The 24,951-nt window shown below is 46.8% G+C and carries 25 protein-coding genes and 1 other RNA gene; 1 reads left to right on the forward strand and 25 read right to left on the reverse strand.

Annotated elements, in window-relative coordinates; all coding sequences use genetic code 11:
• Nucleotides 1-99 precede the first annotated feature (99 nt).
• On the forward strand, nucleotides 100-1,329 hold the full coding sequence (locus tag BLS14_RS19110) for an aminotransferase-like domain-containing protein (protein ID WP_090953462.1): 1,230 nt from the start codon (nucleotides 100-102) through the stop codon (nucleotides 1,327-1,329).
• 237 nt (nucleotides 1,330-1,566) lie between these two features.
• On the opposite strand, the gene rnpB is transcribed toward BLS14_RS19110, so the two are convergent.
• From rnpB to BLS14_RS19235, 25 genes are all read right to left on the reverse strand, one after another.
• Nucleotides 1,567-1,976: RNase P RNA component class A (rnpB, locus tag BLS14_RS19115), an RNA gene on the reverse strand.
• Between the two features lie 81 nt (nucleotides 1,977-2,057).
• Nucleotides 2,058-3,173 carry a Nif3-like dinuclear metal center hexameric protein gene (locus BLS14_RS19120; RefSeq protein WP_090953464.1) on the reverse strand — a complete coding sequence of 372 codons (1,116 nt, stop codon included), beginning with the start codon at nucleotides 3,171-3,173 and terminating at the stop codon, nucleotides 2,058-2,060.
• On the reverse strand, nucleotides 3,149-3,907 hold the full coding sequence (locus tag BLS14_RS19125; RefSeq protein ID WP_063567019.1) for a tRNA (adenine(22)-N(1))-methyltransferase: 759 nt from the start codon (nucleotides 3,905-3,907) through the stop codon (nucleotides 3,149-3,151). Before BLS14_RS19125 ends, BLS14_RS19120 begins: the two co-directional genes overlap by 25 nt.
• Before the next feature lie 184 nt (nucleotides 3,908-4,091).
• Complete coding sequence (gene rpoD, locus BLS14_RS19130) at nucleotides 4,092-5,231, reverse strand: RNA polymerase sigma factor RpoD (RefSeq protein ID WP_053781258.1); 1,140 nt, start codon at nucleotides 5,229-5,231, stop codon at nucleotides 4,092-4,094.
• 43 nt (nucleotides 5,232-5,274) lie between these two features.
• Entirely contained in the window at nucleotides 5,275-7,095 is a 1,821-nt protein-coding gene (gene dnaG, locus BLS14_RS19135) for a DNA primase (protein ID WP_090953466.1), read from the reverse strand.
• Between the two features lie 47 nt (nucleotides 7,096-7,142).
• Nucleotides 7,143-7,610 (reverse strand): YaiI/YqxD family protein, encoded by a 468-nt coding sequence (locus tag BLS14_RS19140; protein WP_371121653.1) that lies wholly within the window; start codon nucleotides 7,608-7,610, stop codon nucleotides 7,143-7,145.
• A gap of 228 nt (nucleotides 7,611-7,838) precedes the next feature.
• A complete protein-coding gene (gene glyS, locus BLS14_RS19145) occupies nucleotides 7,839-9,914 on the reverse strand; it encodes a glycine--tRNA ligase subunit beta (RefSeq protein ID WP_090953468.1) in 2,076 nt (691 codons plus the stop codon).
• Nucleotides 9,907-10,794 carry a glycine--tRNA ligase subunit alpha gene (gene glyQ, locus BLS14_RS19150; RefSeq protein WP_063567023.1) on the reverse strand — a complete coding sequence of 296 codons (888 nt, stop codon included), beginning with the start codon at nucleotides 10,792-10,794 and terminating at the stop codon, nucleotides 9,907-9,909. The genes glyS and glyQ overlap by 8 nt, the downstream gene beginning before the upstream one ends.
• 408 nt (nucleotides 10,795-11,202) lie before the next feature.
• A complete protein-coding gene (recO, locus tag BLS14_RS19155) occupies nucleotides 11,203-11,955 on the reverse strand; it encodes a DNA repair protein RecO (RefSeq protein ID WP_063567024.1) in 753 nt (250 codons plus the stop codon).
• A gap of 33 nt (nucleotides 11,956-11,988) precedes the next feature.
• Complete coding sequence (locus BLS14_RS19160) at nucleotides 11,989-12,129, reverse strand: YqzL family protein (RefSeq protein WP_079696207.1); 141 nt, start codon at nucleotides 12,127-12,129, stop codon at nucleotides 11,989-11,991.
• A 104-nt stretch (nucleotides 12,130-12,233) separates the two neighbouring features.
• Nucleotides 12,234-13,133: a GTPase Era gene (gene era / locus BLS14_RS19165; protein WP_063567025.1), complete on the reverse strand. Its 900-nt coding sequence runs from the start codon at nucleotides 13,131-13,133 to the stop codon at nucleotides 12,234-12,236.
• Between the two features lie 41 nt (nucleotides 13,134-13,174).
• Nucleotides 13,175-13,588: a cytidine deaminase gene (locus BLS14_RS19170; protein WP_063567026.1), complete on the reverse strand. Its 414-nt coding sequence runs from the start codon at nucleotides 13,586-13,588 to the stop codon at nucleotides 13,175-13,177.
• A gap of 288 nt (nucleotides 13,589-13,876) precedes the next feature.
• Nucleotides 13,877-14,248: a diacylglycerol kinase family protein gene (locus tag BLS14_RS19175; protein ID WP_063567027.1), complete on the reverse strand. Its 372-nt coding sequence runs from the start codon at nucleotides 14,246-14,248 to the stop codon at nucleotides 13,877-13,879.
• Nucleotides 14,248-14,745, reverse strand: a complete 498-nt coding sequence (gene ybeY / locus BLS14_RS19180) for an rRNA maturation RNase YbeY (protein ID WP_063567028.1) — start codon at nucleotides 14,743-14,745, stop codon at nucleotides 14,248-14,250. Before ybeY ends, BLS14_RS19175 begins: the two co-directional genes overlap by 1 nt.
• Before the next feature lie 33 nt (nucleotides 14,746-14,778).
• Nucleotides 14,779-17,028, reverse strand: coding sequence for an HD family phosphohydrolase (locus tag BLS14_RS19185; protein WP_064636393.1), 2,250 nt, complete (start codon nucleotides 17,026-17,028; stop codon nucleotides 14,779-14,781).
• Nucleotides 17,029-17,043: 15 nt separating this feature from the next.
• Nucleotides 17,044-18,015: a PhoH family protein gene (locus BLS14_RS19190; protein WP_090953470.1), complete on the reverse strand. Its 972-nt coding sequence runs from the start codon at nucleotides 18,013-18,015 to the stop codon at nucleotides 17,044-17,046.
• Between the two features lie 6 nt (nucleotides 18,016-18,021).
• Nucleotides 18,022-19,215 (reverse strand): sporulation protein YqfD, encoded by a 1,194-nt coding sequence (gene yqfD, locus BLS14_RS19195; protein ID WP_090953472.1) that lies wholly within the window; start codon nucleotides 19,213-19,215, stop codon nucleotides 18,022-18,024.
• Nucleotides 19,212-19,505, reverse strand: a complete 294-nt coding sequence (gene yqfC / locus BLS14_RS19200; RefSeq protein ID WP_024628472.1) for a sporulation protein YqfC — start codon at nucleotides 19,503-19,505, stop codon at nucleotides 19,212-19,214. Before yqfC ends, yqfD begins: the two co-directional genes overlap by 4 nt.
• A gap of 172 nt (nucleotides 19,506-19,677) precedes the next feature.
• On the reverse strand, nucleotides 19,678-20,295 hold the full coding sequence (locus tag BLS14_RS19205; RefSeq protein ID WP_064636387.1) for a hypothetical protein: 618 nt from the start codon (nucleotides 20,293-20,295) through the stop codon (nucleotides 19,678-19,680).
• A 13-nt stretch (nucleotides 20,296-20,308) separates the two neighbouring features.
• The gene (gene floA / locus BLS14_RS19210; RefSeq protein WP_162493573.1) at nucleotides 20,309-21,319 is read right to left on the reverse strand and encodes a flotillin-like protein FloA; all 1,011 of its coding nucleotides are present in this window, start codon (nucleotides 21,317-21,319) and stop codon (nucleotides 20,309-20,311) included.
• A gap of 162 nt (nucleotides 21,320-21,481) precedes the next feature.
• Nucleotides 21,482-22,804 (reverse strand): NfeD family protein, encoded by a 1,323-nt coding sequence (locus tag BLS14_RS19215; protein ID WP_090810045.1) that lies wholly within the window; start codon nucleotides 22,802-22,804, stop codon nucleotides 21,482-21,484.
• A 336-nt stretch (nucleotides 22,805-23,140) separates the two neighbouring features.
• Nucleotides 23,141-23,584, reverse strand: a complete 444-nt coding sequence (locus BLS14_RS19220) for a GatB/YqeY domain-containing protein (RefSeq protein WP_053781272.1) — start codon at nucleotides 23,582-23,584, stop codon at nucleotides 23,141-23,143.
• 15 nt (nucleotides 23,585-23,599) lie between these two features.
• A complete protein-coding gene (gene rpsU / locus BLS14_RS19225; protein WP_005547957.1) occupies nucleotides 23,600-23,773 on the reverse strand; it encodes a 30S ribosomal protein S21 in 174 nt (57 codons plus the stop codon).
• Nucleotides 23,774-23,962: 189 nt separating this feature from the next.
• Nucleotides 23,963-24,322, reverse strand: coding sequence for a histidine triad nucleotide-binding protein (locus tag BLS14_RS19230; protein ID WP_024628477.1), 360 nt, complete (start codon nucleotides 24,320-24,322; stop codon nucleotides 23,963-23,965).
• A gap of 203 nt (nucleotides 24,323-24,525) precedes the next feature.
• Nucleotides 24,526-24,864: a hypothetical protein gene (locus BLS14_RS19235; RefSeq protein ID WP_063567035.1), complete on the reverse strand. Its 339-nt coding sequence runs from the start codon at nucleotides 24,862-24,864 to the stop codon at nucleotides 24,526-24,528.
• Nucleotides 24,865-24,951 lie beyond the last annotated feature (87 nt).

Raw genomic sequence — 24,951 nt, forward strand, 5'->3', positions numbered from 1 at the left:
TCCCAACTGTTATGATCAGCATTTTACTGTTATACTGCAGTCCGTCTATTATAGTTTATAATATCAGTATAACAGTGAATAACAGGAGATGAGAATAATATGAATATCCCTTGGTCCAAAATGGCACAAAATACCCCGTCCTCTGTCGTTCGCGACATGTTACAGGCTGCACAGGCGCCTGGAATGATTTCTCTAGCCGGCGGTTTACCTGCCCAGTCATCATTCCCGCTTGAAGCCATCCGTGACGCATACGAAAAGGTATTCATGGGTGGTTCAGCGGCTCTTCAATATGCAGAGACGGAAGGATTCCGACCACTACGTGCCAAAATTGCAGAACGTCTTGAATCCAAGGGCATTCCCGCTTCACCTGATCATATGCTTCTGACTACAGGTTCCCAGCAATCCATTGACCTGGTGTGCCGAATCTTGCTCGATCCAGGCGACAGCGTGCTAGTTGAATCACCAACCTATCTGGCTGCCCTTCAAGTCATTCATTCCTATCAGGCTGAGGCGCACGGTGTTGCCTGTGATGATGACGGAATGTTGCCTGAATCACTGGAGGAACAGCTGCAATTGCATCGTCCAAAGCTCGTTTACATTAACCCTACGTTCTCCAACCCGTCAGGTAAAGTATGGAGTCGCGCCAGACGTCAGCAAGCCGTAGACCTGTGCCGGAAATATGGGGTACTGATCCTGGAAGACGATCCTTATGGTGAAATCCGCTTTAAACCGGAACAACTAGATGCCCCTGCACTGGCGAAACTGGATGCGGAATCCTATGAGGGTCCATCCAATGTCATCTACACCAGCACATTCTCCAAAACAGTTGCTCCTGGCCTCCGCACTGGCTGGATACTGGCTGCTCCGGATGTTATCCAAATAGCTGCCCGCGCCAAACAGGGGGCAGATTTGCATTCCAGCAGCATCGACCAAAGAGCACTTCATGCACTACTGGAATCTTTCGATCTGGACGGCCATATTCGCAATATTTCACAGGATTATGAACAACGGATGAAAAAAATGACCACTCTCATGGCTGCAAAATCGTGGGAAGGTATCTCTTGGAACTCACCGCAAGGCGGAATGTTCCTGTGGCTGCAATTGCCTGAGGGCATGCTGGCCAGCAATCTGTTTACCTATGGAATTCAGGAAAGAGTATGTATTGTACCAGGGGATTCATTCTATGCGGGTACACCGGAACTGAACCGTATGCGGATCAACTTTACTCATACGGATCCAGATCTGCTTCCCGAGGCTGTAGAGCGTATGGATCGTGCCATTCAACGCTGGCATGCATCATTACAGTCAGACAGTGTAGTTACACTGTAACGAACTGTCATCCACTGTATCATTAGGAACAATTTCTCATTCCAACGAATAACACAAAAATAAGGCGTTAGACCCGAGAAAGCTCGAAGTCTGACGCCTTATTTATATGACCTGCAAGTGCAGGAATTCTTTTGAAGTTTAATCGCATCCTTCTGATCAGTCAGGCACATCAGGTACAATCGTTCTGTTTGCCCGTGACTGATAGTGGACTGCACTTGTTACAGTTTGTGTTGTAGTTAGGAAAGCTTACCGTAAGCCGGGTTCTGTGCTCTTCGTGGTTCAGACGGGAACTACCCTCCCACCACAAGCGACAATCATCTATCTAGGCCATACATTGCTGCACAGCTCAAGCGACCAACCTAGACACACCTCGGGCTAAGGCTGCCTTCTCCGAAGAGTCGACTGTGTCCCATTAGGTCTTGCTCCAGATGGGGTTTACCAGGAACGAAGTCACCAGCGTTCCTCGGGGTCTCTTACACCTCGGTTCCATCCTTGCCTGTGCCGGAAAATCCGGCCATCGGCGGTCCATTTCTGTGGCACTATCCTTCAACTCGCGCTGACTGGACGTTATCCAGCATCCTGCCCTGTGGAGCCCGGACTTTCCTCTCGTGGCAACGAAGGCCACCAGCGATTGTCTGTCAAGCTTTCCGAACAACATTACATAGTATACAGGCATTTTAGTTTACAAACAAGCTTAATCTTACAGGAAGCATTGAACTCGAGTGCTTTTAGATAAATTGGAATACTTCCGTATTTACCTCCGATGCAGTCACTTGCGTGTCATAACGTTTGTCTTCCAAACGTGAGCGCAGCCAATCCGCAGTTTTCGGTTTCATGATTTTCTCGGCATTATGCCCGGCGTCGATGATACACATACCCGCCATCAGCGCATCGTGAGCCGTATGATAATCAATGTCTCCAGTTACGATGACATCGGCACCTTTGAACCGTGCAGGAAGAGTATAACGGCTACCTGAGCCTCCAAGCACTGCTGCTTTTTTGATCTGCCGATTGAGATCGCCTACTACCCTAACGTATGGCACATCCAGTTGGGCCTTAACGACCTCCACCAGCTCACCGAGTGTCTTTGGTTGTTTGAGTGGTCCCAAGCGCCCCAGACCCAGCGTACGGCCTTTTAAATCCATTGCATACAGGTCATAGGCCACTTCCTCATACGGATGCGCCTTAAGCATTGCTTGTACAACCTTGCTGCGCAGACTCTGCGGTACAATGGTCTCAATCCGCATTTCCTCTACACGCTCCATCTGTCCCTCTGTACCGATGAAAGGTTGTGACCCCTCTCCCGGTACAAAAGTACCTGTGCCCTCCGTATTGAAGCTGCACTTGTTGTACTGCCCAATACTGCCAGCACCCGCTTCGAGAACCGCCTGGAGTACCTGCTCATGATGGGTACGGGGTACAAATACAGCCAGTTTGAACAAATGATCTGTATGTACATCCTCAAGTGATTCCTTGCTCTCCATTCCAATGGCCTCGGCCATCCAGTCATTCATGCCGCCTTCAGCCACATCCAGATTGGTATGACTAATGTACACCGCAATATCATGCTTGATTAACTTCTCGTACAGTTTCCCCATGGGTGTATCGGTATTCAATGACTTGACCGGACGGAAAATGATGGCATGGTGCGCAATAATCAGATTGGCTCCAATCCGAATGGCCTCGTCTACAACTTCGTTCGTAACATCAAGTGCGATAAGAACGTGCGTAATTTCCTTTTGCAAACTGCCAAGCTGAAGACCAATCCGATCGTCCGGCACAGCCAGATGTTTGGGAGCAAGCTGCTCCATCAATTGAATTACAGTTTGACCTTTGGCAAACATGAGAGTACCTCCTTCAAGTTCACAATAAGACGCTCCACCTCAGCCGCCTTGTCCCGAGAAGACTCCTGATCAGATTTGGAGATGGACTGCGCGACACTTTGCAGCTTGACAATTTCGCTCTCCCATTTGGCAAAAAACACATCCGTTGGACGGTCTGTTAAATAAGGCCCCATGCGCAGCAGCAAATCTGATGTCAATTCCACTCCGCCTTCAAGCGGACGTGAGCGATACACTTCCTCATTGGCAATCGGACTGAGTTCTTGCGGCATTGCTGTAATAATCTCGTACACTTTGCCATCTTCCTCAAGCAGCTGTTCTGCAACGACCACCCAGTGATGCTCCAACAACCAACGTCTGAGAATATCCTCACCAACATTAGGCTGCAAAATAAGAAGCTTGACCTCATCCAGTTTGGAGAGGCCACGGTCCAGAATGGAGGCAATGAGTGCTCCTCCCATACCGGCAATGGTGATAACGTCCACTTCTCCTGCAGAGATGACATCCAAGCCATCTCCACGACGTACTGTAATTCGTTCCTTCAGGCCTGCATCGCTGACTTGCTTGCGTGCAGCTTCATAAGGGCCTGGGTTGACTTCTCCGGCTACTGCACCTGCTGCTTTCCCGCTGCGTACTGCCGCAACTGGAAGCAAAGCGTGGTCTGAGCCAATGTCAGCCAAGCGGCTGCCTTCGGGAATTTGATCATGTATCCGCTGTAATCGATTCGAAAGTTTCATGAAGCACCTACACCATTCATTTAATTTATTGATTTGCATTGAACAACGAAAAGCGATAAAATGAAATCCAATAAAACATTTCAAGGATGAATTACCAAAACCAAGAAATTTAGATGTTCAATTTAAAAATAAAGGAGACCCCGCCGCCGCTAAAGCGTCTTGCGGAAAGTCTCCCATAGTGATGTTATTCGAGGAAATCTTTAAGCCGTTTACTGCGGCTAGGGTGACGCAATTTGCGAAGAGCTTTGGCTTCAATTTGACGAATACGCTCACGCGTAACACCAAATACCTTGCCCACTTCTTCCAGCGTTCTTGTACGTCCATCGTCCAGACCAAAACGCAGACGAAGCACGTTCTCTTCACGCTCAGTCAATGTATCCAGGACATCTTCGAGCTGTTCTTTTAGCAACTCATAAGCAGCAGCATCCGCCGGAGCCAATGCTTCCTGATCCTCGATGAAATCACCCAGATGGGAATCATCTTCCTCACCAATCGGTGTTTCCAGGGAAACCGGTTCCTGAGCAATCTTCGTAATCTCACGAACTTTTTCCACACTCAGATCCATCTCGGCAGCGATTTCTTCCGGTGTCGGTTCACGCCCAAGTTCCTGCAACAGCTGACGGGATACCCGGATCAGCTTATTAATCGTCTCCACCATGTGCACAGGAATACGAATCGTACGTGCTTGGTCCGCAATCGCACGGGTGATCGCTTGGCGAATCCACCATGTCGCATACGTACTGAATTTATAACCCTTTTTGTGGTCGAATTTCTCAACCGCTTTGATCAGACCCATGTTACCTTCCTGAATCAGATCCAGGAACAACATGCCACGTCCAACATAACGCTTGGCGATACTTACCACGAGACGAAGGTTAGCTTCAGCCAAACGACGTTTCGCTTCTTCATCCCCGTTTTCAATCCGTTTGGCCAACTGCACTTCGTCATCCGCAGACAACAAAGGTACACGACCGATTTCTTTGAGATACATCCGAACAGGGTCGTTGATTTTGATTCCTGGTGGAAGGCTCAGATCATCATCAAAGTGGAATTCATCGTCTCCCTCTCTGGTGTTGTTCTCGGAATCTTCACTAGGGCGAAGGGTTACCTCTTCATCATTTTCGTTCACGACATCAATACCCAGGTCACTCAGTTGTTCATAGAACTCATCCATCTGCTCTGCGTCTTGCTCAAACGGGGAGAGTTTTTCTATAATTTCCTTGTAGTTCAACGAAGCTCTTTTCTTACCTGATTCAATCAATTGATCTTTAACCTGATCCAGCGTCAATTCTGTTTCTAGTTCAGTATGCTGATCATTCGCCATAACTCGACTCCCTCCTCCCTAGAAACATCCAACATTCAGATGTTCACTGTCTCTCTAGGGCAATCATTTCAAGTACAATTTGTGCCGCGCGTACAGAATCACCTGCCCGCTCTGCAGCAATCATTTCTTCTTTTTTCAGATCGTACTCTTTCTTACGCGGATACTTCAGCACTTCCCTGATGCAATCGTCAAGTGCTTGAATACTCCATTCACCTGGACCATCCATCATTGAGATTGAACTGACCGTCTTTTCCAGTCGGTCGTCATGAAGTGAAGACATAAAACGGCTTATATCCGACGGTTTGCCTTGCGCATAATAGGCATATAGATAAGCAGCAATAGCTGCATGATCATCCAAGTTAAAAGCTTCACCAAGATGCTCATTCACGTAATGGGCAGCCTCATCATCCTGAAGCATCCAGGCGAGAAGTTTGCGTTCAGCAGCGTGATAAGCCGGCAACAGATTGGGTGTAGGCACCTGCCTATTTTGTTGCCTACCATTATTCCACCTTTTCGGGTTATTATCCCCATACTGGAGGTTATTTTTCATGGCCTCCCGTTCTTCATTACACTCCTGCTTCAGTGTTTCATAAGATACGTCCACTTCCGCAGCCAGTTCCCGAAGATATACTTCCCGTTCTGTAGGAGAAGACAATGGAGCAATAAGTTTCACCGCTTCCTTGGAATAAGCGATTTGTCCGCCGCCTTCTAGCAGTATATGGTTTTTTTTAAGGTTTATAAGCTTAAATTTTGTAGTCGTTACGGCGCCATCCACAATTTGGTTTCGGAACCGCTCGCCACCATGCTTTCGGATAAAATCATCCGGGTCGAGTCCATCCGGAATCAGAGCAATTTTGACCTGTAACCCAGCTTCCTCGAGTATAGGGAAGTTTTTGAGCGCCGCAGCCTGTCCAGCTCGATCACCGTCATAACATACAATGACTTCATCACACATGCCTTTAAGCATCAATGCCTGATTCTCAGTGAGCGCGGTACCCATTGCCGCTACACCATTCTGGATATCCTGATCCCAGGCGGAGATAACATCCCCATACCCTTCGAACAATATGGCCTGCCTTTGTTTGCGAATTGCATTTTTGGCATGATGCAGATTGTAGAGAACACGGCTTTTGTTAAATAACCGGGTTTCCGGTGAATTTAGGTACTTCGGTTGCCCGTCTCCCAAAATGCGACCTGCAAATGCAATCGGCTTTCCGCTCCTGCCGTTAATCGGAAACATCACCCTGTCTCGGAAACGGTCCACATAACCCTGACCTTCGTTTCGCTGTGACAGTAAACCACCCTTTTCCATCTCTTCAAGCGGAAATTCGCGCTTTTCCAGAAATTGTACCAAGGTATCCCAGCGATTAGGTGCATAGCCAATCTGGAATTGGTCAATGAGTTTGTCGCTAAACCCACGTGAGCGTAAATATTCCATAGCCACTTTACCGTGCTCTGTATTTTTCAATAAGAAATGATACAGCTTCGCGGTAAGCTCATATGCTTCCAATAAACGTTCGGTTTCTGGATTAACATGAGCCGATTCACGCCCCTGCCAGTCCCCCATTGAAATGTGGCTTTCTTCTGCCATCGTCTTGACGGCCTCGGGAAAGGATAACCCTTCGATTTCCATCCTAAATTTGATGGCATTTCCACCCGTGCCGCAACCGTAGCAATAGAAAATTTGTTTCTCAGGCGTAACTGTAAACGAAGGCGTCTTCTCAGAATGAAAAGGACAGAGGCCTTTCATATATTTCCCCTGTTTGGTCAGATGTACAAATCGGCTCACCGTATCGACGATATCATGCTGCTGTAACACCGATTCAATAATGCTTTCGGGTATACCGCCTTGTCCGGTACTCATCTTGGTCCACCTTCATCTCTTTAACACGTAAATATTATTCGATAAACTTACACATTCTCCTGCAAATCTTTCAAAAGTTTTGTCAGTTTATGTTGAAAAATTTCCCGATCCTGCTCTGTGAAAGGCTTTGGGCCTTTTCCATAATGTCCTCTTTTTCGTGCTTTGGCGGCAGTATGACGGGAATCCAGCATGAAATCAATGTCACGATCATTAAATTCACGACCACGAAATGATAAAACATAACAACGTTTGCCAAGTGCGAGCGCCGCCAGTCCATAATCCTGTGTAATGACCACATCGTATGGCTTGATGTGATTGGCAATGTAAAGGTCTGCACTCTGATCACTTCGATCTACCTGAACGGTGCGCACTCCTTCTCCGCCCTGAAGAAAATGATCAAATGAAGAAACCATCAACACAGGAACTTTGAATTGGAGAGCTGTTTCTGCGATCTCAGCCTTGACCGGGCAAGCATCACCATCCACAACAATGTGGCGTACATTCAACTCACTCAAAGCCAGACCACCCGGTTTCATAAAATAGCTGCATATTGTAATATACGACCCCAGCCAGTCAAAATCCTTCTGACCGGTCAATGGAAATCAAAGGCTAAAATACGGAACGGCTGTAAATATAAATTTTTCACAATCCGTTCCGTATATTTATACCCTCATATATCCTTCTTTAATACTGAATTTATGCTTTGCCGCAGATCTGTCCACTCGGAGCAGAAAAGGACGCGACTACCAGACCAATTTGGAGAAATCAGCAAAAGCTTTCAGATCACGGTCAATGGCTGCAAGCAATGCCAGACGATTCGCACGCACAGCCTCATCTTCAGCCATAACCATAACCGAATCGAAGAATACGGTGATAGCTTCCTTCCAAGCTGATGCAATCGCGAGCGCTTCAGCAGCAGCATGCTGAGACAATACCTGACGATATTCCTCATTGGTTTTGCTCCATGCTGCGTGCAGCTGGCGCTCTCCTTCTTCTGTGAAGAGTTCTGCATGTACCGAAGCATTGGATGCTTTGGCAGCCAGATTACCGACACGGTTGAAGGATTCGACAGTTGTTTTGAAGGCATCTCCCGTTTGGACAGCTGCCATGAGTGCCTCACCTTTTGGAACTACCGCGCTGATATCATCAAATCCGGAAGAAATCACTGCGTCCACAACATCATAACGAACCGTTTCCGACAACAGTTTTTTCACACGAAGACCGAAGAAGTCCTGCAAATCTTTACGAACCTCTTCATCCGCACGTTTCAACAGGTTCATCTGAGCATGCACTTGAAGTGCAACGCCGAATACATCGGACAATGTCAGCGGAAGATTGTGATCCAGCAAAATTTGTACGATCCCTGCTGCCTGACGGCGCAGCGCGTAAGGATCTTGAGATCCTGTAGGAATGATATTGATCGAGAAACATCCTACAATTGTATCCATTTTATCCGCAGCACTCACAATAGCACCAACGAGCGAAGCAGGAGATTGATCTCCAGCGAATCGTGGCTGATAGTGCTCAAATACCGCTTTGGCCACTTCTTCTTTTTCACCAGCTTTACGGGCATAATCCTCACCCATCACACCTTGCAGTTCAGGGAATTCTCCCACCATAAGTGTAACAAGGTCGAATTTGCAGATATCCGCAGAACGATTCACCGCTTCGGCTACATCGGCTGGTACTTGCAGCTTGCTAGCCAGACCATCCGCAATTTTGCGAATACGGCGAACTTTATCTCCAACCGTTCCCAGCTCTTCCTGGAAGACGATACTTTCCAGTTTCGACAATGCATCCTTAATCTCCAGCTTCTGGTCTTCCTCGTAGAAGAACTTGGCATCAGACAGACGTGCACGAAGTACCTTTTCGTTTCCTTTTGCAATGACATCCAGTGAATCGCTACCGCCGTTGCGAACCGTAACGAAGTATGGCAGCAATTGTCCATCATTATCAAGCACCGGGAAATAACGTTGATGCTCGCGCATGGAAGTAATCAATACCTCTTGTGGAATATTCAAAAATGAAGATTCGAATGTTCCGAACAGCACTGTTGGTGTCTCAACCAGGAACAGGACCTCTTCCAGCAAATCTTCCTTGATCGCAATATCCCATTTCTTCTCGGAAGCCAAAGCCTGGATCTGGGATACAATCATCTGCTCACGTTCTTTAATATCCGCAATGACATGCTCGGAACGAAGCACTTCCACATACGAAGCGGGATCTGAAATGATCGCCTCTTTTCCGAGGAAACGATGTCCACGTGTTACATTGCCAGACTTTACGCCTGCAACTTCCAATTCAATAACATCGCTGCCCAGCAGAGCAACAATCCAGCGAATCGGACGCACAAATTTGAAATCATACGAAGCCCAACGCATGAATTTCGGGAACGTCATTGCATGCAGTATAGCCAGCAAACCTTGACCAATTACAGATGAGGTTTCAACGCCTTTACTGCTCTTGGTCGCGTAGATATATTCCACGCCGCTCAGTTCCTTGAATGTAAACTGATCCGGTTCAACTCCCTGACTACGGGCAAATCCGAGTGCAGCTTTACTCCAGTTACCACTGTCGTCGAGTGCTATTTTACGGGAAGGTCCTTTAACTTCTTCCTCCACGTCTTCCTGTTTCTCGGCAACATCTTTGATCAAAACAGCCAATCGGCGCGGTGTGGCATAGGCATTCACTTCACCGTAAGAAATGCGGGATGCATCCAGCCATTTCACGACACGATCCTGCAGCTGTTCAATTGCTGCTCGCATGAAGCGTGCAGGCACTTCTTCCAGACCAATTTCAAATAACAGATCCTTAGACATGCTCAGCTCCCCCTTTCTTGATCAGCGGGAAGCCGAGCTTCTCACGCTCTTCCACATATGTTGCAGCCACTTGACGAGCCAGATTCCGGACACGGGTAATGTACCCAGTACGCTCCGTTACACTGATTGCTCCGCGCGCATCCAACAGGTTGAACGTATGGGAACATTTCAACACATAGTCATATGCCGGGAAAACCAGATTCTGTGCCATAGCCTTGTTCGCTTCCTCTTCATGCATGTTGAAGAGCGTAAACAACATTTTGACATCAGATACTTCAAACGTATATTTGGAGTGTTCGAATTCAGGCTGACGGAACACATCACCATATGTAATTCCGTCTACCCATTCCAACTCAAACACATTTTCTTTTTCCTGAATGTATGAAGCAAGACGCTCCATACCATACGTAATTTCAACTGCTACCGGATTCGTCTCGATTCCACCGACTTGTTGGAAATACGTAAATTGGGTGATTTCCATACCGTCCAGCCAGACTTCCCAGCCAAGACCAGCACAGCCGAGGGAAGGGTTCTCCCAGTTGTCTTCAACAAACCGAATATCATGTTTGAGCGGATCAATACCCAACTGTTTCAGACTTTCCAGGTAAATCTCCTGAATATTGTCTGGCGAAGGCTTGATAATAACCTGGAATTGATGATGCTGATAGAGACGGTTTGGATTTTCTCCATAACGACCATCCGAAGGACGGCGGGACGGCTCTACATAAGCTACTTTCCAAGGCTCGGGTCCAAGCGAACGCAAAAAGGTCATCGGGTTCATCGTACCTGCCCCTTTTTCCGTATCATATGGTTGAACAATAATACAGTTGTGCGCGGCCCAGAATTGTTGCAGCGTGAGAATCATCTGCTGAAAATTCATAATCATGCTCCTTTTCGATGGTTTGTGATGAACAAGCCTAGAACGGTACAGACAATAAAAAGCCCTCGTCCTACGCCTGTTATACAGACATAGGGACGAGAGCTATTCCCGCGGTTCCACCCTACTTGGCTTAGATATAAACAGAGATCCTGTTCATTCAAGCCCACTTTTCCGTGTCATTCATGCTCCCGAGTGCCGTTTCACAGACCGATTCAACCCGGCTCCCACCATCCCCGGCTCGCTCACACAAGATTAGTAAGGTCAACCGACCTCTTCTGCTCCTGAATGTATAAATCAAGTCTCCTACTTTCTCGTTCAATGCATGTCTCCAAAAGAGAAATTATAGTTCATAATATATAAAAATAAGTACGAAGTCAAGATATATTAGTTATTTCACATCAAGACGACTCAAATCCCGTACTTTTCCATTTGATCAAGAAAAGAACGGGATTTTAGATTCAAGCCAAGTTGATGATCCATAAAGGCCCGCATGATCTTTTTGATCTCATCCCGGGTGCCTTCGCTAACCGATATATTACCAAGCCTTTGCAGATCCAGCTGTGCAAACAGACGCAAGAGTTTCAACGCCTTCGGACTCACGGACATCGCCGGAGGATCAAAGTGTTTGCAAGCACGGCACAGAACGCCTCCAAGCCTTGGACTAACAAATAATTGCTCATCCGGACGCTCGTGACCACAAGAAATGCAATCATCCAGCTGAGGTCCGTACCCGGCTGCCTGTAATATTTTCATTTCATACAGGCTTGTGATGACGACCGGATCTTTCTCTTCCTTCAACGCCTGAAGACAGGCTTTCAACTGTTTGAACCAGAACGTACCTGTCTCTTCATCCTGCAACACACGATCCAACAGTTCACAAGCATAAGATGCATAGGAGGCCTTAATCAGATCTTCACGCAGCTCATGATAAGATTCGATGATCTCACCTGCGTTTAGTGTTCCCAGACCGGTGTTACGAAAATATACATATTGACCGTACGTAAATGGCTGCACCAGTGCAGCATGTCGGCTTTTGGGCTTTTTGGCACCGCGGACGAGTACCCCTACTTTCCCGCCGCTTTCGGTGCAAAGCGTAATGATTTTGTTTCCCTCGCCGTAGTCCATGCTGCGGATGACAATCCCTTCCACCCTGTATAGCATGCCTCGTCACCTAACCATTCCCGAATTAGCCAATTAACCTTCGGCTTCTTCATCTTCAATCACTTCCCTTGCAGGTTCCGACTCCTGTCCCACTGAGCTACATGCCTCGGCATACAACAGATAGGATTCCACATCCCCCGTCATCGCAAAAACCTTCCACGAAAAATCTCGCATCGGAATTTCATCCTCTCTTCGGAAATGACGTCTGCTTCTACCAGATAGGATGGAGTCTTGCAAGGTAAACTATGTGTTGCAATTACTGGATACAATTCCGACGATTAGTCGCGGCCAAAGCCAAGGTCACGCAGAACTCGATCCTGATTTCTCCAGTCTTTTTTCACTTTAACCCACAGATCCATGAAGATTTTGGAACCTAACAGGTTTTGAATATCATGGCGGGCACGTTTCCCCACTTCTTTAAGCAAGGCACCCTGTTTACCGATAATGATCCCTTTTTGCGAATCACGCTCCACAAAAATGACGGCAGAAATATAAACGACGCCGTTGTCCTGTACTTTCATATCCTCAATCGTGACCGCAATGGAGTGAGGCACTTCTTCACGCGTCATTTGCAAAATTTTCTCCCGAATCAACTCAGCACAAACGAACTGCTCCGGATGGTCTGTAACCTGGTCATCTGGATAGTACTGCGGACCTTCCGGCAAATACTTGCCGAGCTGCTCAAGCAAGGTACTTACGTTGCTGCCGAGCATGGCAGAAACAGGTACGATTTCAGCGAAATCATGCAGCTTGCGATATTCCTCAATCAGCGGAAGCAATGCTTCCGGCTCAATTTTATCAATTTTGTTCATGACAAGAATGACAGGCGTCCGCACATTTTTCAATTGTTCTGCAATATAACGGTCACCACCGCCCATGCCTTCCGAGGCATCGATCAGGAACAGAGCAGCTTCGACTTCTCCGAGCGTATTCAAAGCGGTCTGGTTCATGTAATCGCCCAGCTTGGATTGACGTTTGTGAATCCCTGGCGTATCCAGGAAAACGATTTGTTGGTGTTCCGATGTATAAACACCATGAATCTTATTACGAGTCGTTTGTGGCTTGTCCGACATAATCGCAATTTTCTGTCCAATGACTTGGTTCATCAGTGTGGATTTACCTACATTGGGACGTCCAATAATGGCTACAAAGCCGGATTTGAATGCTTGTTTTTTCATATGTTCCTCCTCAGGCGCCTAGGCCTGGAATATATTGGTTTTTACTTTTTAGCAGAGTTCAGATCAGATGGTCCAAAAGCCCATGGCAATAGTTCGGCAACTGTAGTCTCCTGCAGATCACCTTTCATGTTACCCAGAATAACTTTCATATCCGGTTCACACAGTTCATACATCACTTGACGACATACGCCGCATGGAGCAATCGGGCCGTCTGTATCTCCTACAATGGCAATGGCTTTGAAACTGCGTGGTTGCTTACCTCCTGCAATCGCACTGAACATGGCTGTACGCTCAGCACAGTTGCCTGGCGTATAAGCAGCATTCTCAATATTACAACCATGATGCACATGTCCCTCACTGTCAAGCAAAGCTGCACCTACACCAAAATGAGAATAAGGCGTATACGCTTTCGTACGTGCCTTAATTGCTTCTTGCATCAACAAATCATTATCCATAATTAATCTCTCCCTTAGGGTGTATATAAAGTTGCACTCAATGAGTTAAGTTCAACTTAAAAATATTTGCACTGGCCTCTCCGCTGTCAGAACAACCTTACGATCGCTGTTATCCCCGGATTTTATTGATTCCCTTTTCCAAAGTGAAAATCCGGTGATAAAGGCGAACGCTTCGCTTCTACAGGTTATTTCTGACCTCTCCGTTATTGTGCAAACCAGAAGTTCAACTTAAAAATGAGTCCAACTTTATAAGTTGTGTGTAATATTAAAATCAAAACAAAAACAAAATCACAGCAAACCCAGCCAGCTCATCACCGGCTTAATGAAAACGATACTCCCGATGATGACGGCGAACACCGCAGCCAGCAAAACTGCACCGGCCGCGGTGTCCTTCGCCGCTTTTGCCAGCGGATGTATATGCGGATGCGCCAGATCTACAGCAGCTTCCACAGCTGTATTCATCAGCTCCGTCACAAGAACCAGAAAAACGGCTGTCAGTACAAACATCCAGTCCGTTCTGGAAATCCCGAAAAAAAAGCCGGCTGCACACATCAAAATGGCGACTCCTGTATGAACTCTTACATTCCGCTGAGTCCGCAGCCCGTATACGATTCCTTCCGCAGCATTGCGGAATACCATCCCCCAGGAGCGCCTTTTCATTATCGTGTCAACCCGGCTTGAGCGAGTACCGCTTCCTGTTTGCCCATCATTTCGGCTTCGCTGGCTTCATCTTGATGATCATATCCAAGCAAGTGCAAGAAGCCATGAACAAACAGGAACCCGAGCTCACGTTCAAATGAATGCCCATATTCTTCACTCTGCAGGATGGTCCGTGGAACAGAAATAATAATATCCCCCAGAACATCCGGCATTTCTTCCATTTCTTCATCTTCGTCCAGTTCGTAGATGATATCCAGTTCCTCATCCACAGTCTCATTCATTGCAAAAGACAATACATCTGTTGGACGATCAATGCCGCGATAGTCACGGTTCAGCTCATGAATCTGCTCATCATCTACGAAAGTCAGGGCCACTTCCCCGTCCGCAACACCCTCTGCTTCCCCTGCAAGGTTCAGCAGCTGCTCCAGCATTGCGATCATCGGTTCGGTGATTTCTTTATCCTGTTGTTCATTATTCCATGCTAGGTTAAGACTCATTCTTTCATACTCCTGTCATCTCATATTAGCGAATCAACCCGCTTCAGGCGAGGTTGGCTTCGGTTTCTTCATTTCTTCCGGATATTCAATCCTGGAGTGGAATATACCCATGACGGTTTCCTTAAGGGTCTTGGCGACGATATCCAGCTCCCGCATTGTCAGATCACAGTCGTTAAACTGATGATCGTCCAGTCGACCTTTAATAATCTTTTCGATCATGGACTCCACTTGCTCTACAGTAGGCTTCCGCAAGGAACGGACCGCAGCTTCCACGCTGTCAGCAATACCAACAATCGCCGACTCTTTGGACTGAGCCTTGGGACCCGGATAACGGAAATCATCTTCCGTAAAATCAGGTTCCACTCCTGCTTCCTCAGCCTGACGCAGTGCTTTGTGATAGAAGTAATGCAGGAAGGTTGTTCCATGATGCTGCTCAGCAATGTCCCGAATAGGCCTCGGCAGCTTGTAGTCCTTCTGCATTTCCACACCATCGCGTGCGTGAGCCACGATAATGGACTTGCTCAGCTTTGGATCAATCGAATCATGCGGATTTTCCATATTGTTTTGATTTTCAATGAAATAAATCGGTCGCTTGGTCTTGCCAATATCATGGTAATACGAGCCCACCCGACATAACAACCCATTGGCACCGATCGCCTCTGCGGCGGCTTCTGACAGGTTTCCTACCATCACACTGTGGTGATACGTGCCCGGTGTCTCTGTTAAGAGTTTGCGTAGTAGCGGGTGATTGGGATTAGACAGTTCCACCAGCTTCAGCGCAGACAAGATGCCAAATGAGGTTTCGAAAAATGGCATTAGCCCAATAACCAATATGGCGGTCAGTACGCCTCCGGCAAACGCAAATCCAATGCCATAGAGCGTTGTCGTACGGTTCCAGTCACTTGAGTCAATCAACGCCAGCGTGAAGACTGCCATCGATCCGAACAGACAGACCATAATGGCGCCTTTCAGGATCGTAGACCGCTGACTTGCTCGATGGGTGGCGAAGATCGCAACAAACGATACCAACACCGCGAAGAATCCAAGTTCAAAGTCAAAAATCTGACCCTGATGTGTATTCAAAATAATGCTCGACAGCATGCCGATAATAATCGAGCAGACAAAGGCAAGCGATGTATCCAGCAGCAATGCAATTAACATTGCGCCTACGGCAACAGGAGCAAGAAAGCCTACGTATGAATTCTCACTGGTCTGGAGTATCGCTGTAACATGCATAACCACAATCGTAATAATAAATATGAGAACAAGCATCAGCAGCTGAGCATTATTATATTTGAAATGCGTTCCGCTGAATTGCTGAATATACATGAGAATCGCTGCCGACAACAGACAAGACAGCATAAGCAGTCCAAGCTGAGGCCAATAGTTCACTTCGTTTTTCAGCAAATCGTTCTCGCCCAGAAGGGTGTACATCTCCGGGGTAATCATCTCACCCTTGGCAACAAGCGTATCTCCTTGCTTGATAAAGACCGTTTGAGTGTTCTCACGAGCCTGTACTTTAGCTTCTTTTGTACCCTCTTCATCGTAGAAGCGGTTAGACGTTACCACAAGACGAGCAAGCTCCTGTACAACTTCACGCTGCGTACGCTTGCTTAGAGAGCTCACACTCACCATCTCGGCCACTTTGGCACGAGCTGTTGTAGCCTCACTAATCTGGTCGGTCATTAATCTGGAGACGATATCCCGAGCAACGGCCTTCATCTCCTGGATATCATCCGAAGTCAGACGTGAAATTTTGATATATGTCTCTTCGGGGATGCGGTAGCTTTGCTCCTGTACCACATTTCTGATCTCTTCCAACAGAGTTTCGGAGTATGTACCCGCTTTCCGGTTGTTGTTGATGAAATTGGAAACAAAATCTTTCTGACGCTGCGGTATTTCATCACGATAGATGTCAATCTTGTCCTGACTAGAAATCTGATCATCCTGATTCAGTCGATCAATACGATCAAGCAGAGTCGTCATCAGATTTTCGTTCCGCATCTGCACGATCTGAAACATCGGCTGTACACGTTCAGCGGCTTCTTCTTGTGCTTTCAGTGTAGCCTTGGTATTCGGGATCTGCATGGGCGCAGCAATATTCACTTCACTTCGTGTGCCTTCCTGAATATCATACCGCTCTGGGAGTAGCTTGGAAGCAAGACTCACGTAGAAGAGGATCACCAGAAACAAAAACAGAAGATAGCGTGCCCACACGCTATACTTCCATCCTGTAGCTCTATTTTGAAAAGATTTGCCTTTTGACAGTTCCTTCGAGGTCATCGAGACAATCCCTTTCTATTCTTGATTTTCTGCGGCGTGGTTATAGGCGACGATGATTTTCTGGACGAGGGAGTGCCGTACAACATCTTGCTCGGCAAAATAGACAAATCCAATCTCTTCCACTTGGCCCAGTATTGCATTGGCTTCCACAAGCCCTGACTTTTTGCCGCGCGGTAAATCAATTTGTGTCACGTCACCGGTAATAACCATTTTGGAACCAAAACCGAGACGAGTCAGAAACATTTTCATCTGCTCCGGTGTCGTATTCTGAGCTTCATCCAGGATAATAAACGAATCATCCAGTGTACGTCCCCGCATATAGGCAAGAGGTGCAATTTCGATCAAACCGCGCTCCAGTGCCTTCGCAGTCTGCTCTTGTCCCATAACATCGTACAAAGCATCGTACAGCGGCCGTAAATAAGGATCAACTTTTTCCTGAAGATCACCAGGCAAGAAACCAAGACTCTCTCCCGCTTCAACTGCAGGTCTTGTGAGCACGATCCGCTTGACGCTTCCTTCCTTAATTGCTGCCACAGCCAGGACAACAGCAAGATACGTTTTACCTGTACCGGCTGGACCGATACCAAATACAACATCACGTTTTTTTATTGTAGTTACATAGTGTTTCTGTCCAATCGTTTTAACACGGATCGGCTTACCACGGTACGTCGTTGTAATCTCGCCTTTGAACAGATCCAGAAGCTGGTCTGCACGCAGTTCCTTTGCAAGCTCAATAGCATACTTAACGTCCCTTTCGGTTAACACATATCCGTTACGTACCAATTGCAACAACACATCAAATAATTGTTCAAGCGATTCCACATTCTGGATGTTGCCATGGATCACAATCTCCGCTTCACGGGATGCGATCTGGGCGGGAATCTCGGATTCAATCAGTTTCAGAAAAATATCTTGGGGTCCAAAAAGAGATTGACCCTCTCCCGCACTTTGGAGGGAGATTCGTATGCTGCGTGTTTGCTCTAACAAATAGCCTCATTCTCCTTGACTATGGACTAACGGAAGTTCTTCCGCAATGCTTTCTTCCACTTCAAATAATACTTTCATATAAACTTTACCATTCTCTTTCTTCTCATGCAAAATTTTTTCGCTTAAAATTTTCGTTCCTTTGCCGTTTTTGGCGATAATATCGTTTCTTGCTCCTTCCAATCCTTTCGTTCTAGCCCATTCAATCGTATGCTGCTCCTCTTTTTCCCGAGTTTCCAAATCTTTCTCAGTCAGCCATCCCATGGGAAGTGTGAAGGATCTCCAGGTCAGCGGTTTATGATCACTTTCGGTATCAAATGTGGTAAAAGGCGTATTCCCGTATCCCCAGAGTTGTATCGCCCATTTTCCCAGCACAATGTAAAAACGTTCCTTGCTATCTCCAGTCATCGTGTTATGTTTCTGCACAAGAGGGACTTCGACTTGATATTCACGCCACACCAGTCCGCGCACTTCCCCTTTGGCTACAATGGTCTTTGTATTCTCTTCATCTCCCAAAATACCGGATATCAGTACCTGCCCCTTCTTGACACGCATGTCCTTCTGCACGACAGGGCGCCCCTGCTCAGCGTAAATTTGAGTGATTACAGCGTCTGTTTTACTGACCAGATGTCTCGGGTTCAGCAGCGGTTCACGCTTGGGCTGTGCTGACTCCACAACCTGGATGGTGATGGTTGTCCCTTCTTTGCTCACCCCAATCCAGGTTACATCTGGCAGAGCCAGCGCGAGCTGTCTGGAGAGCTTGTCCTGGCTTTGCAGCCGAAATCCCCACTGGAAGGGGTAGATGCCTTCTTTCTTTGCTGCCGCGAGCACTTCATCCGTGGGAATCGTCACATTGCCTTTCACTTCTACATTCCAAACCATTGATGATAACGCAAACAGAGCTGCTACAAAAAATAGCATGCCGCCTAGAAAGAACTTCCTTCTTAACAAACGGGCTGCAAAAAAAGGAAATCCACTCCGGTGTGTCACCTTTACCCGGCAGCCTGTCCGTTTCAGCAAAGGACGCAGCCTGAAAAAATGCGGTAGCAGAATATTCATTTCTGCCTTGCGTCCATCATGGGCACGCAGGTCCCATACTTCCAGTCCCTGCTCTGCCACCGTATTGATTAATGCTTCAATATCCCCCCCAGTGACCGTGATTCGGACTGCTCCGCGCAGTTTGTACAGACTGGGCTGCTTCATCCGTTCCCCTCCGCTCCATTCATATGAATATCCAGAATTGTTCCTTCAACAGCCACTTCATCCGGCAAAATATTGCGAATCATCAGTTCAGTTCCTTTGATCTCCAGCTGACCCTGTGAGAGAGCCAGAACGATGCGATCCGGTGTAAAATGAATGACACCACGATGATTCTCTATATACAATTGCTTTGTGCCGATCAGGGTTAACCGTGGCATATCGTAAAGCACGTCCTGCGGCAGATCCAGAACTTCACTGGTCCATCTGCGCAGCTTGCGGCTGATCCGGGTCATTCGAAGGTCTTCCCCCTTCCTCTACAGTTCAACTTATGCGCAGATTCCTGAAATTATGAAAACTACGGAACGTGTTAGATGTGAAAATAAAAAGAGACCGAGACAGAAAAAAGCCGTCGTCTGGATTTATGCTCACCAGAGACGGCTTTTCACTTATTAATATAATATAAAGTTATAGTTTTCCTCGTGTTCCAAAGGGTTGTTTAGAGCGCGGAGAACCGAGAACCTCTGCCCACAACACACCAGTACGAATGTCTTCCCGGCGGAGCTGGGACGGTCCGGACTCGCTGGATGAAACTTCATCCCAACTGGAGTCAGACACAACCGGTGTATTTGCAGTAGAGATACGATCGAGTCGCTCTCGAATTTCACGTTGTCGTTGCTCCATCACTTTCATTTGTTCTTCGAGGGAGTTTTCCATTCCACCCAGAGAACTCTGCCCTCCAAAGTCGTCATTCACAGGACGGGCAGATGTCGTTGCTGGCTGCGAATAGGTTTGATCATATCGATCATCGTACTGATCGTCATCATACCGCTCGTCGTATCGTTCGTCATACTGCTCATCATAGCGGGGATCTGAAGGAGCCGATGACTGCTGCGGTGCGGTATTTCCCCGCGAGCGATCATTCCGGTCCGAATCACCACTCCCTCCAAACGTAGGCATCCCGTTATTTGCACGCTTTTTGTTCGGATCAGCCGATTTGGCTGCTTTTCCAAGGAAGGAAAAGAGTGCAAAAGCGATGACTGCTACAATATACAGATTGTTAAAAATCCATTCAAATAGGCCCATATGCACTCACCGCCTATCTTCCGTTTTTGGAATCACCGTGATCGTTGGAGTTTGTATTTTCACCAGGTTTTCCTAATGTGTTGCGCATTTGAGTATCTGCTTCAATGTTTTTCAGGTTCATGTAGTCCATTACACCAATTTTACCGCTACGGAGTGCTTCAGCCATAGCAAGAGGTACTTGGGATTCGGATTCAACTACACGCGCTCTCATTTCCACTACGCGCGCTTTCATCTCTTGTTCTTGGGCTACGGCCATTGCGCGGCGCTCTTCCGCTTTTGCCTGTGCAATACGTTTGTCAGCCTCTGCCTGCTCCGTTTGCAGGAAGGCACCAATGTTTTTACCTACATCCACGTCCGCGATATCAATAGACAGGATTTCAAAAGCGGTACCTGCATCCAGACCTTTGGACAATACGGTACGGGAGATCAGATCCGGATTTTCCAGGACGTCTTTATGGGAATTCGAGGAACCGTTTGTACTTACGATACCTTCACCGACACGGGCAATAATCGTCTCTTCACCCGCACCACCGACGAGGCGGTCAATATTGGCACGAACCGTAACCCGCGCTCTTACTTTAACTTCGATACCATCTTTGGCTACCGCAGAAACAATCGGCGTTTCAATAACACGTGGGTTTACACTCATCTGTACGGCTTGCAATACGTCACGACCCGCAAGGTCGATCGCAGCAGCACGTTCAAATTCGAGTGGAATGTTCGCACGTTGTGCAGCAATCAGGGCGTTGACCACTCGGTCTACGTTACCACCGGCTAGGAAGTGACTCTCCAGTTGATTCATTGTCAATTGAAGTCCAGCTTTGGTTGCTTTAATCAGTGGATTTACGATCCTGCTAGGTGTTACACGTCTTAGTCTCATCGCTACCAGCGTGATAATCCCCACGCGTACGCCCGATGCAAGCGCTGAGATCCAGAGCATAACCGGGAAAAAGCTGAAGAATACGCTCAATACGATAATCGCAACTACCGCAATAAGCAAAACCGTAATCAAGGTTGGTTCCATAGTCAAAATTCCTCCATTTGCAATTTAATTTTTGTAAGAAACATGATAAAAACAGTGTGGAACTTTGCTGCTGTGCATTGATTTACACCACTCGACTAGCAGCCTCCGTAGAATGGTTATGTACATTGCCGAAGCTTTAATCAACTCCGGCAACAGAGCGGGTTACACCGGTAATGCTTGTTGAACCACAATCCGGGTACCTTCCGCTTTGATCACAATAATTGGTGTATCAATCGGAATGAAATCTCCATCCGACACCACATCGACACGCTCTCCGTTAAGTATCGCTGTTCCCGAGGGACGAAGTGGAGTCAAACTGATGCCCTGCAAACCGATCAACTCTTTGCGTTCTGTCGCCGAAGAGTATCCTTGATCAGCAGACAGCCTGTCACTTAATATGAATCGATTCCATATGCCTCGATCCTTAAACAGAATAACAACAATTGCAATGACTACCAGCGCGGCTCCAAAAGCAATACCTAACGATATAAATGCATCACTTGTATCATAGGCGGCTCGCACGACACCAGCGACAAGCGCAATCGATCCCAAAATCCCCAGAATACCGAAGCTCGGGATAAACATCTCGAGGATCATCATGATGAGTCCGACAGTGAATAACACCCATGTCTCCGCTCCGGCAAAACCGGCAATGTAGTTCCCTGAGAAATAAAGCACAAAGCACACGATACCAACAATACCAGGCACTCCGAACCCAGGTACAATCAACTCAATGATCACACCGGCTATTCCGAGGAATAGCAATACCGTCATGACGACAGGATTGGTGAGAAATGTGGATATGTTCTCTGCAGCTGTTCTCTGAACAGTGAACACATCATCCTGACTGTAACCAAGCCAAGCTGCAGCTTCTTCCGGCGTGTTGCTGATATGGTCCGCATAGCCCACTTTCAGCGCTTCTTCGGCCGAGAGAGCAATAATTTCACCTTTTTGCTTAGTTTTATTAATCTCAGGCATCTCCACGACCATGTTAACATCCGTCATTCCGGCTGCAATTTTGCCGTCACGGCCACTTTTCTCGGCCGCTCCCTGCATCTTGCTCTTCCAGAATGCAACCAGCTTCGGATCATCAACATGTTTACCCGTGCTGTCTACCATCGCTGCCGCACCAATCATACTCCCTGGCGACATTACGATCTTATCTGCATTCAAAGCCAGAAAACTTCCGGCCGAGGCAGCATCTCCACGGACAAATGCAACGGTTTCAACTGGGCTTTCCTTAATTAATGTACCCAGTTCTTCTGCCGTGTCGACACGCCCTCCCGGCGTATTGATATCCAGAACGATCAGGCCAGCATTCATCTCTTCTGCTTCTTTGAACCCGCGTTCCATAAACTTGCCAAGTCCCTGCTCGATTGGTTTATCCACCGGAATGATATATACGGCGCCACTTTTCTCAGCTGCATGCGCTGACGGTGATCCAATCCAGACAGGAAGCAGCAGCGTCAGTAGCATCATGAGCATCAATGGCCCCGTAAGCTTCTTCCGGCGCTTTCCCTTCACAAATAGTCCCCCCTTTTCCATTAATGTTATACTGTCCAGCTTATGGTATTTATTACGTACAATGCAACATTTCGTTTCAAAATCTTAAAATTATATTTGAAACCGGAAGCAATTGCAACATTTTAAATCCATAATCATATATATTATCCATTTAAAAGCAATATTTGTGAATTTCCATGAACAAATGAACGATTACTAATTACGTTTCAAATTTCTTCTGGGAAATGAGTACCGTATCAATGATGTAAACTGGAAAAAACACCCCCTGACAAGTCAGGAGGTGTTTATTGATTTGCTTTATTGCAGAAATTGTTGAACTGCTTGATTTACCAGTTTGCCATCCGCTTTGCCTTTGACTTTCGGCATAAGGGCAGACATGACTTTCCCCATCTCGGCTTTCGAAGAAGCACCGGTTTCCTGGATGGTCTGCTGTACAATAACTTTAATTTCTTCTTCGGTAAGCTGTGCGGGAAGGTACTGACTGAGTAATTCAATTTCCGCTTTTGCATTTGCCGCGAGGTCTTCACGGCCCGCTTTGTCAAATTCTTGGAGGGCATCTTTGCGCTGTTTGATTTCACGACTCAGAATATCAAGCACTTCGTTATCATCCAAATCTCTTTTCAAATCTATTTCAAGATTCTTGATCGTCGAACGAATCAACCGAATGTTGGAGAGCTTGAACTTGTCCTTGCTCTTCATCGCTTGCTTCATATCTTCGTTCAATCGTTCGCTAAGATTCATGTAGTTAAAATCCTCCTAAAACTTTCTCTTACGAGCAGCCTCGGACTTTTTCTTGCGCTTTACGCTTGGCTTCTCATAATGCTTACGTTTCTTCACCTCAGCCAATACGCCATCTTTTGCGATGGAACGTTTAAAGCGACGAAGTGCAGCATCAATAGTCTCGTTTTTGCGAACTTTAGTTTCAGACACCAGTTTTCCCTCCCTCCGACCAGACCGTCCAAGAGCAATAACACGGTTCATCACCTTTCATTATAGGCGAAAGGTAATAAAGGTGTCAACCTTAACGTAATGATCATTTATTTTATGTGAACTTCAGCTCCATATTCATGCCTTTTATACATATATGAATCAGTCCTGATTTAAAGTAACTTGGATCGTTTATTTGTGTGAGTCTGACAAACTTGTCAACACGCCAAGTCGGGTCCCACCAAGCAAATGATAGTGCAGATGATGAACGGTTTGTTCTCCATCCTTGCCGCAGTTATTAATCAGTCGGTAACCTGTTTCTTCCACGCCGAGACGCTTGGCCGCTTCCTGCGCAGCCAAATGAATCTCACCGATCAACGGCAAGTCTTCCGCCGTTACTTCATTCATGGAAGCAATATGTTTCTTGGGAATAACGAGTACATGGGTCGGTGCAGCGGGCTGGATGTCATGAAAGACGATGACATGGTCATTCTCCAGTACCTTATTGGAGGGAATGCTGCCCTCTACAATTTTGCAAAATAAGCAATCCATTGTTCATACCCTCCTTCGAATTAAAAATTATGTATACCCTACTATCATACCGGAACTGAAAACTCACGTCCAATTTAACCTGTTTCAATTCAATAATAATAGCAACAAAAGAACCTCTCACATCTCAGTGAAGTGCAAAGAATACACCGAAGATGTGAAAGGTTCAGTTTTCATTGGTAAAAGATAATGCTTTCAAGGCCCTATTAATAATAAGGTAACAAAGATAATGCAGTCAGGCCGACCAACGGAAGGACCAGCCTGTTAAACCGTCTGCGACCGTAACCATAATAAGGGTATGGGTAGCCATAGCCCGGGAAGAATCCCCGTGCATGAGCGGGATAAGTAACTGGCATCATATTGGGTCCCCAGTTTGCGTTTGCATGATTAACCACAGCTTCATGCCCCACGGGAACAGCCAAATAAATCATGTCATCATCCACATTTTCCACAATGCCATCATAATGGGCACCGTCATGCATCTGTATACATACATAGCGATGCATGTGTTCCTTACACAGTTTCTTCGCTTCTACCTTTTCCACGTTCGATCGCCTCCCGAATCTGTTCTGCTCTTCATCACCCTTTCATCGTATTCAGATCTGGGCGAAATGACACTATGAATGACAAGA

This window comes from Paenibacillus sp. OK060 (genome assembly GCF_900101205.1).
Classification (GTDB): Bacteria; Bacillota; Bacilli; order Paenibacillales; family Paenibacillaceae; genus Paenibacillus; species Paenibacillus marchantiae.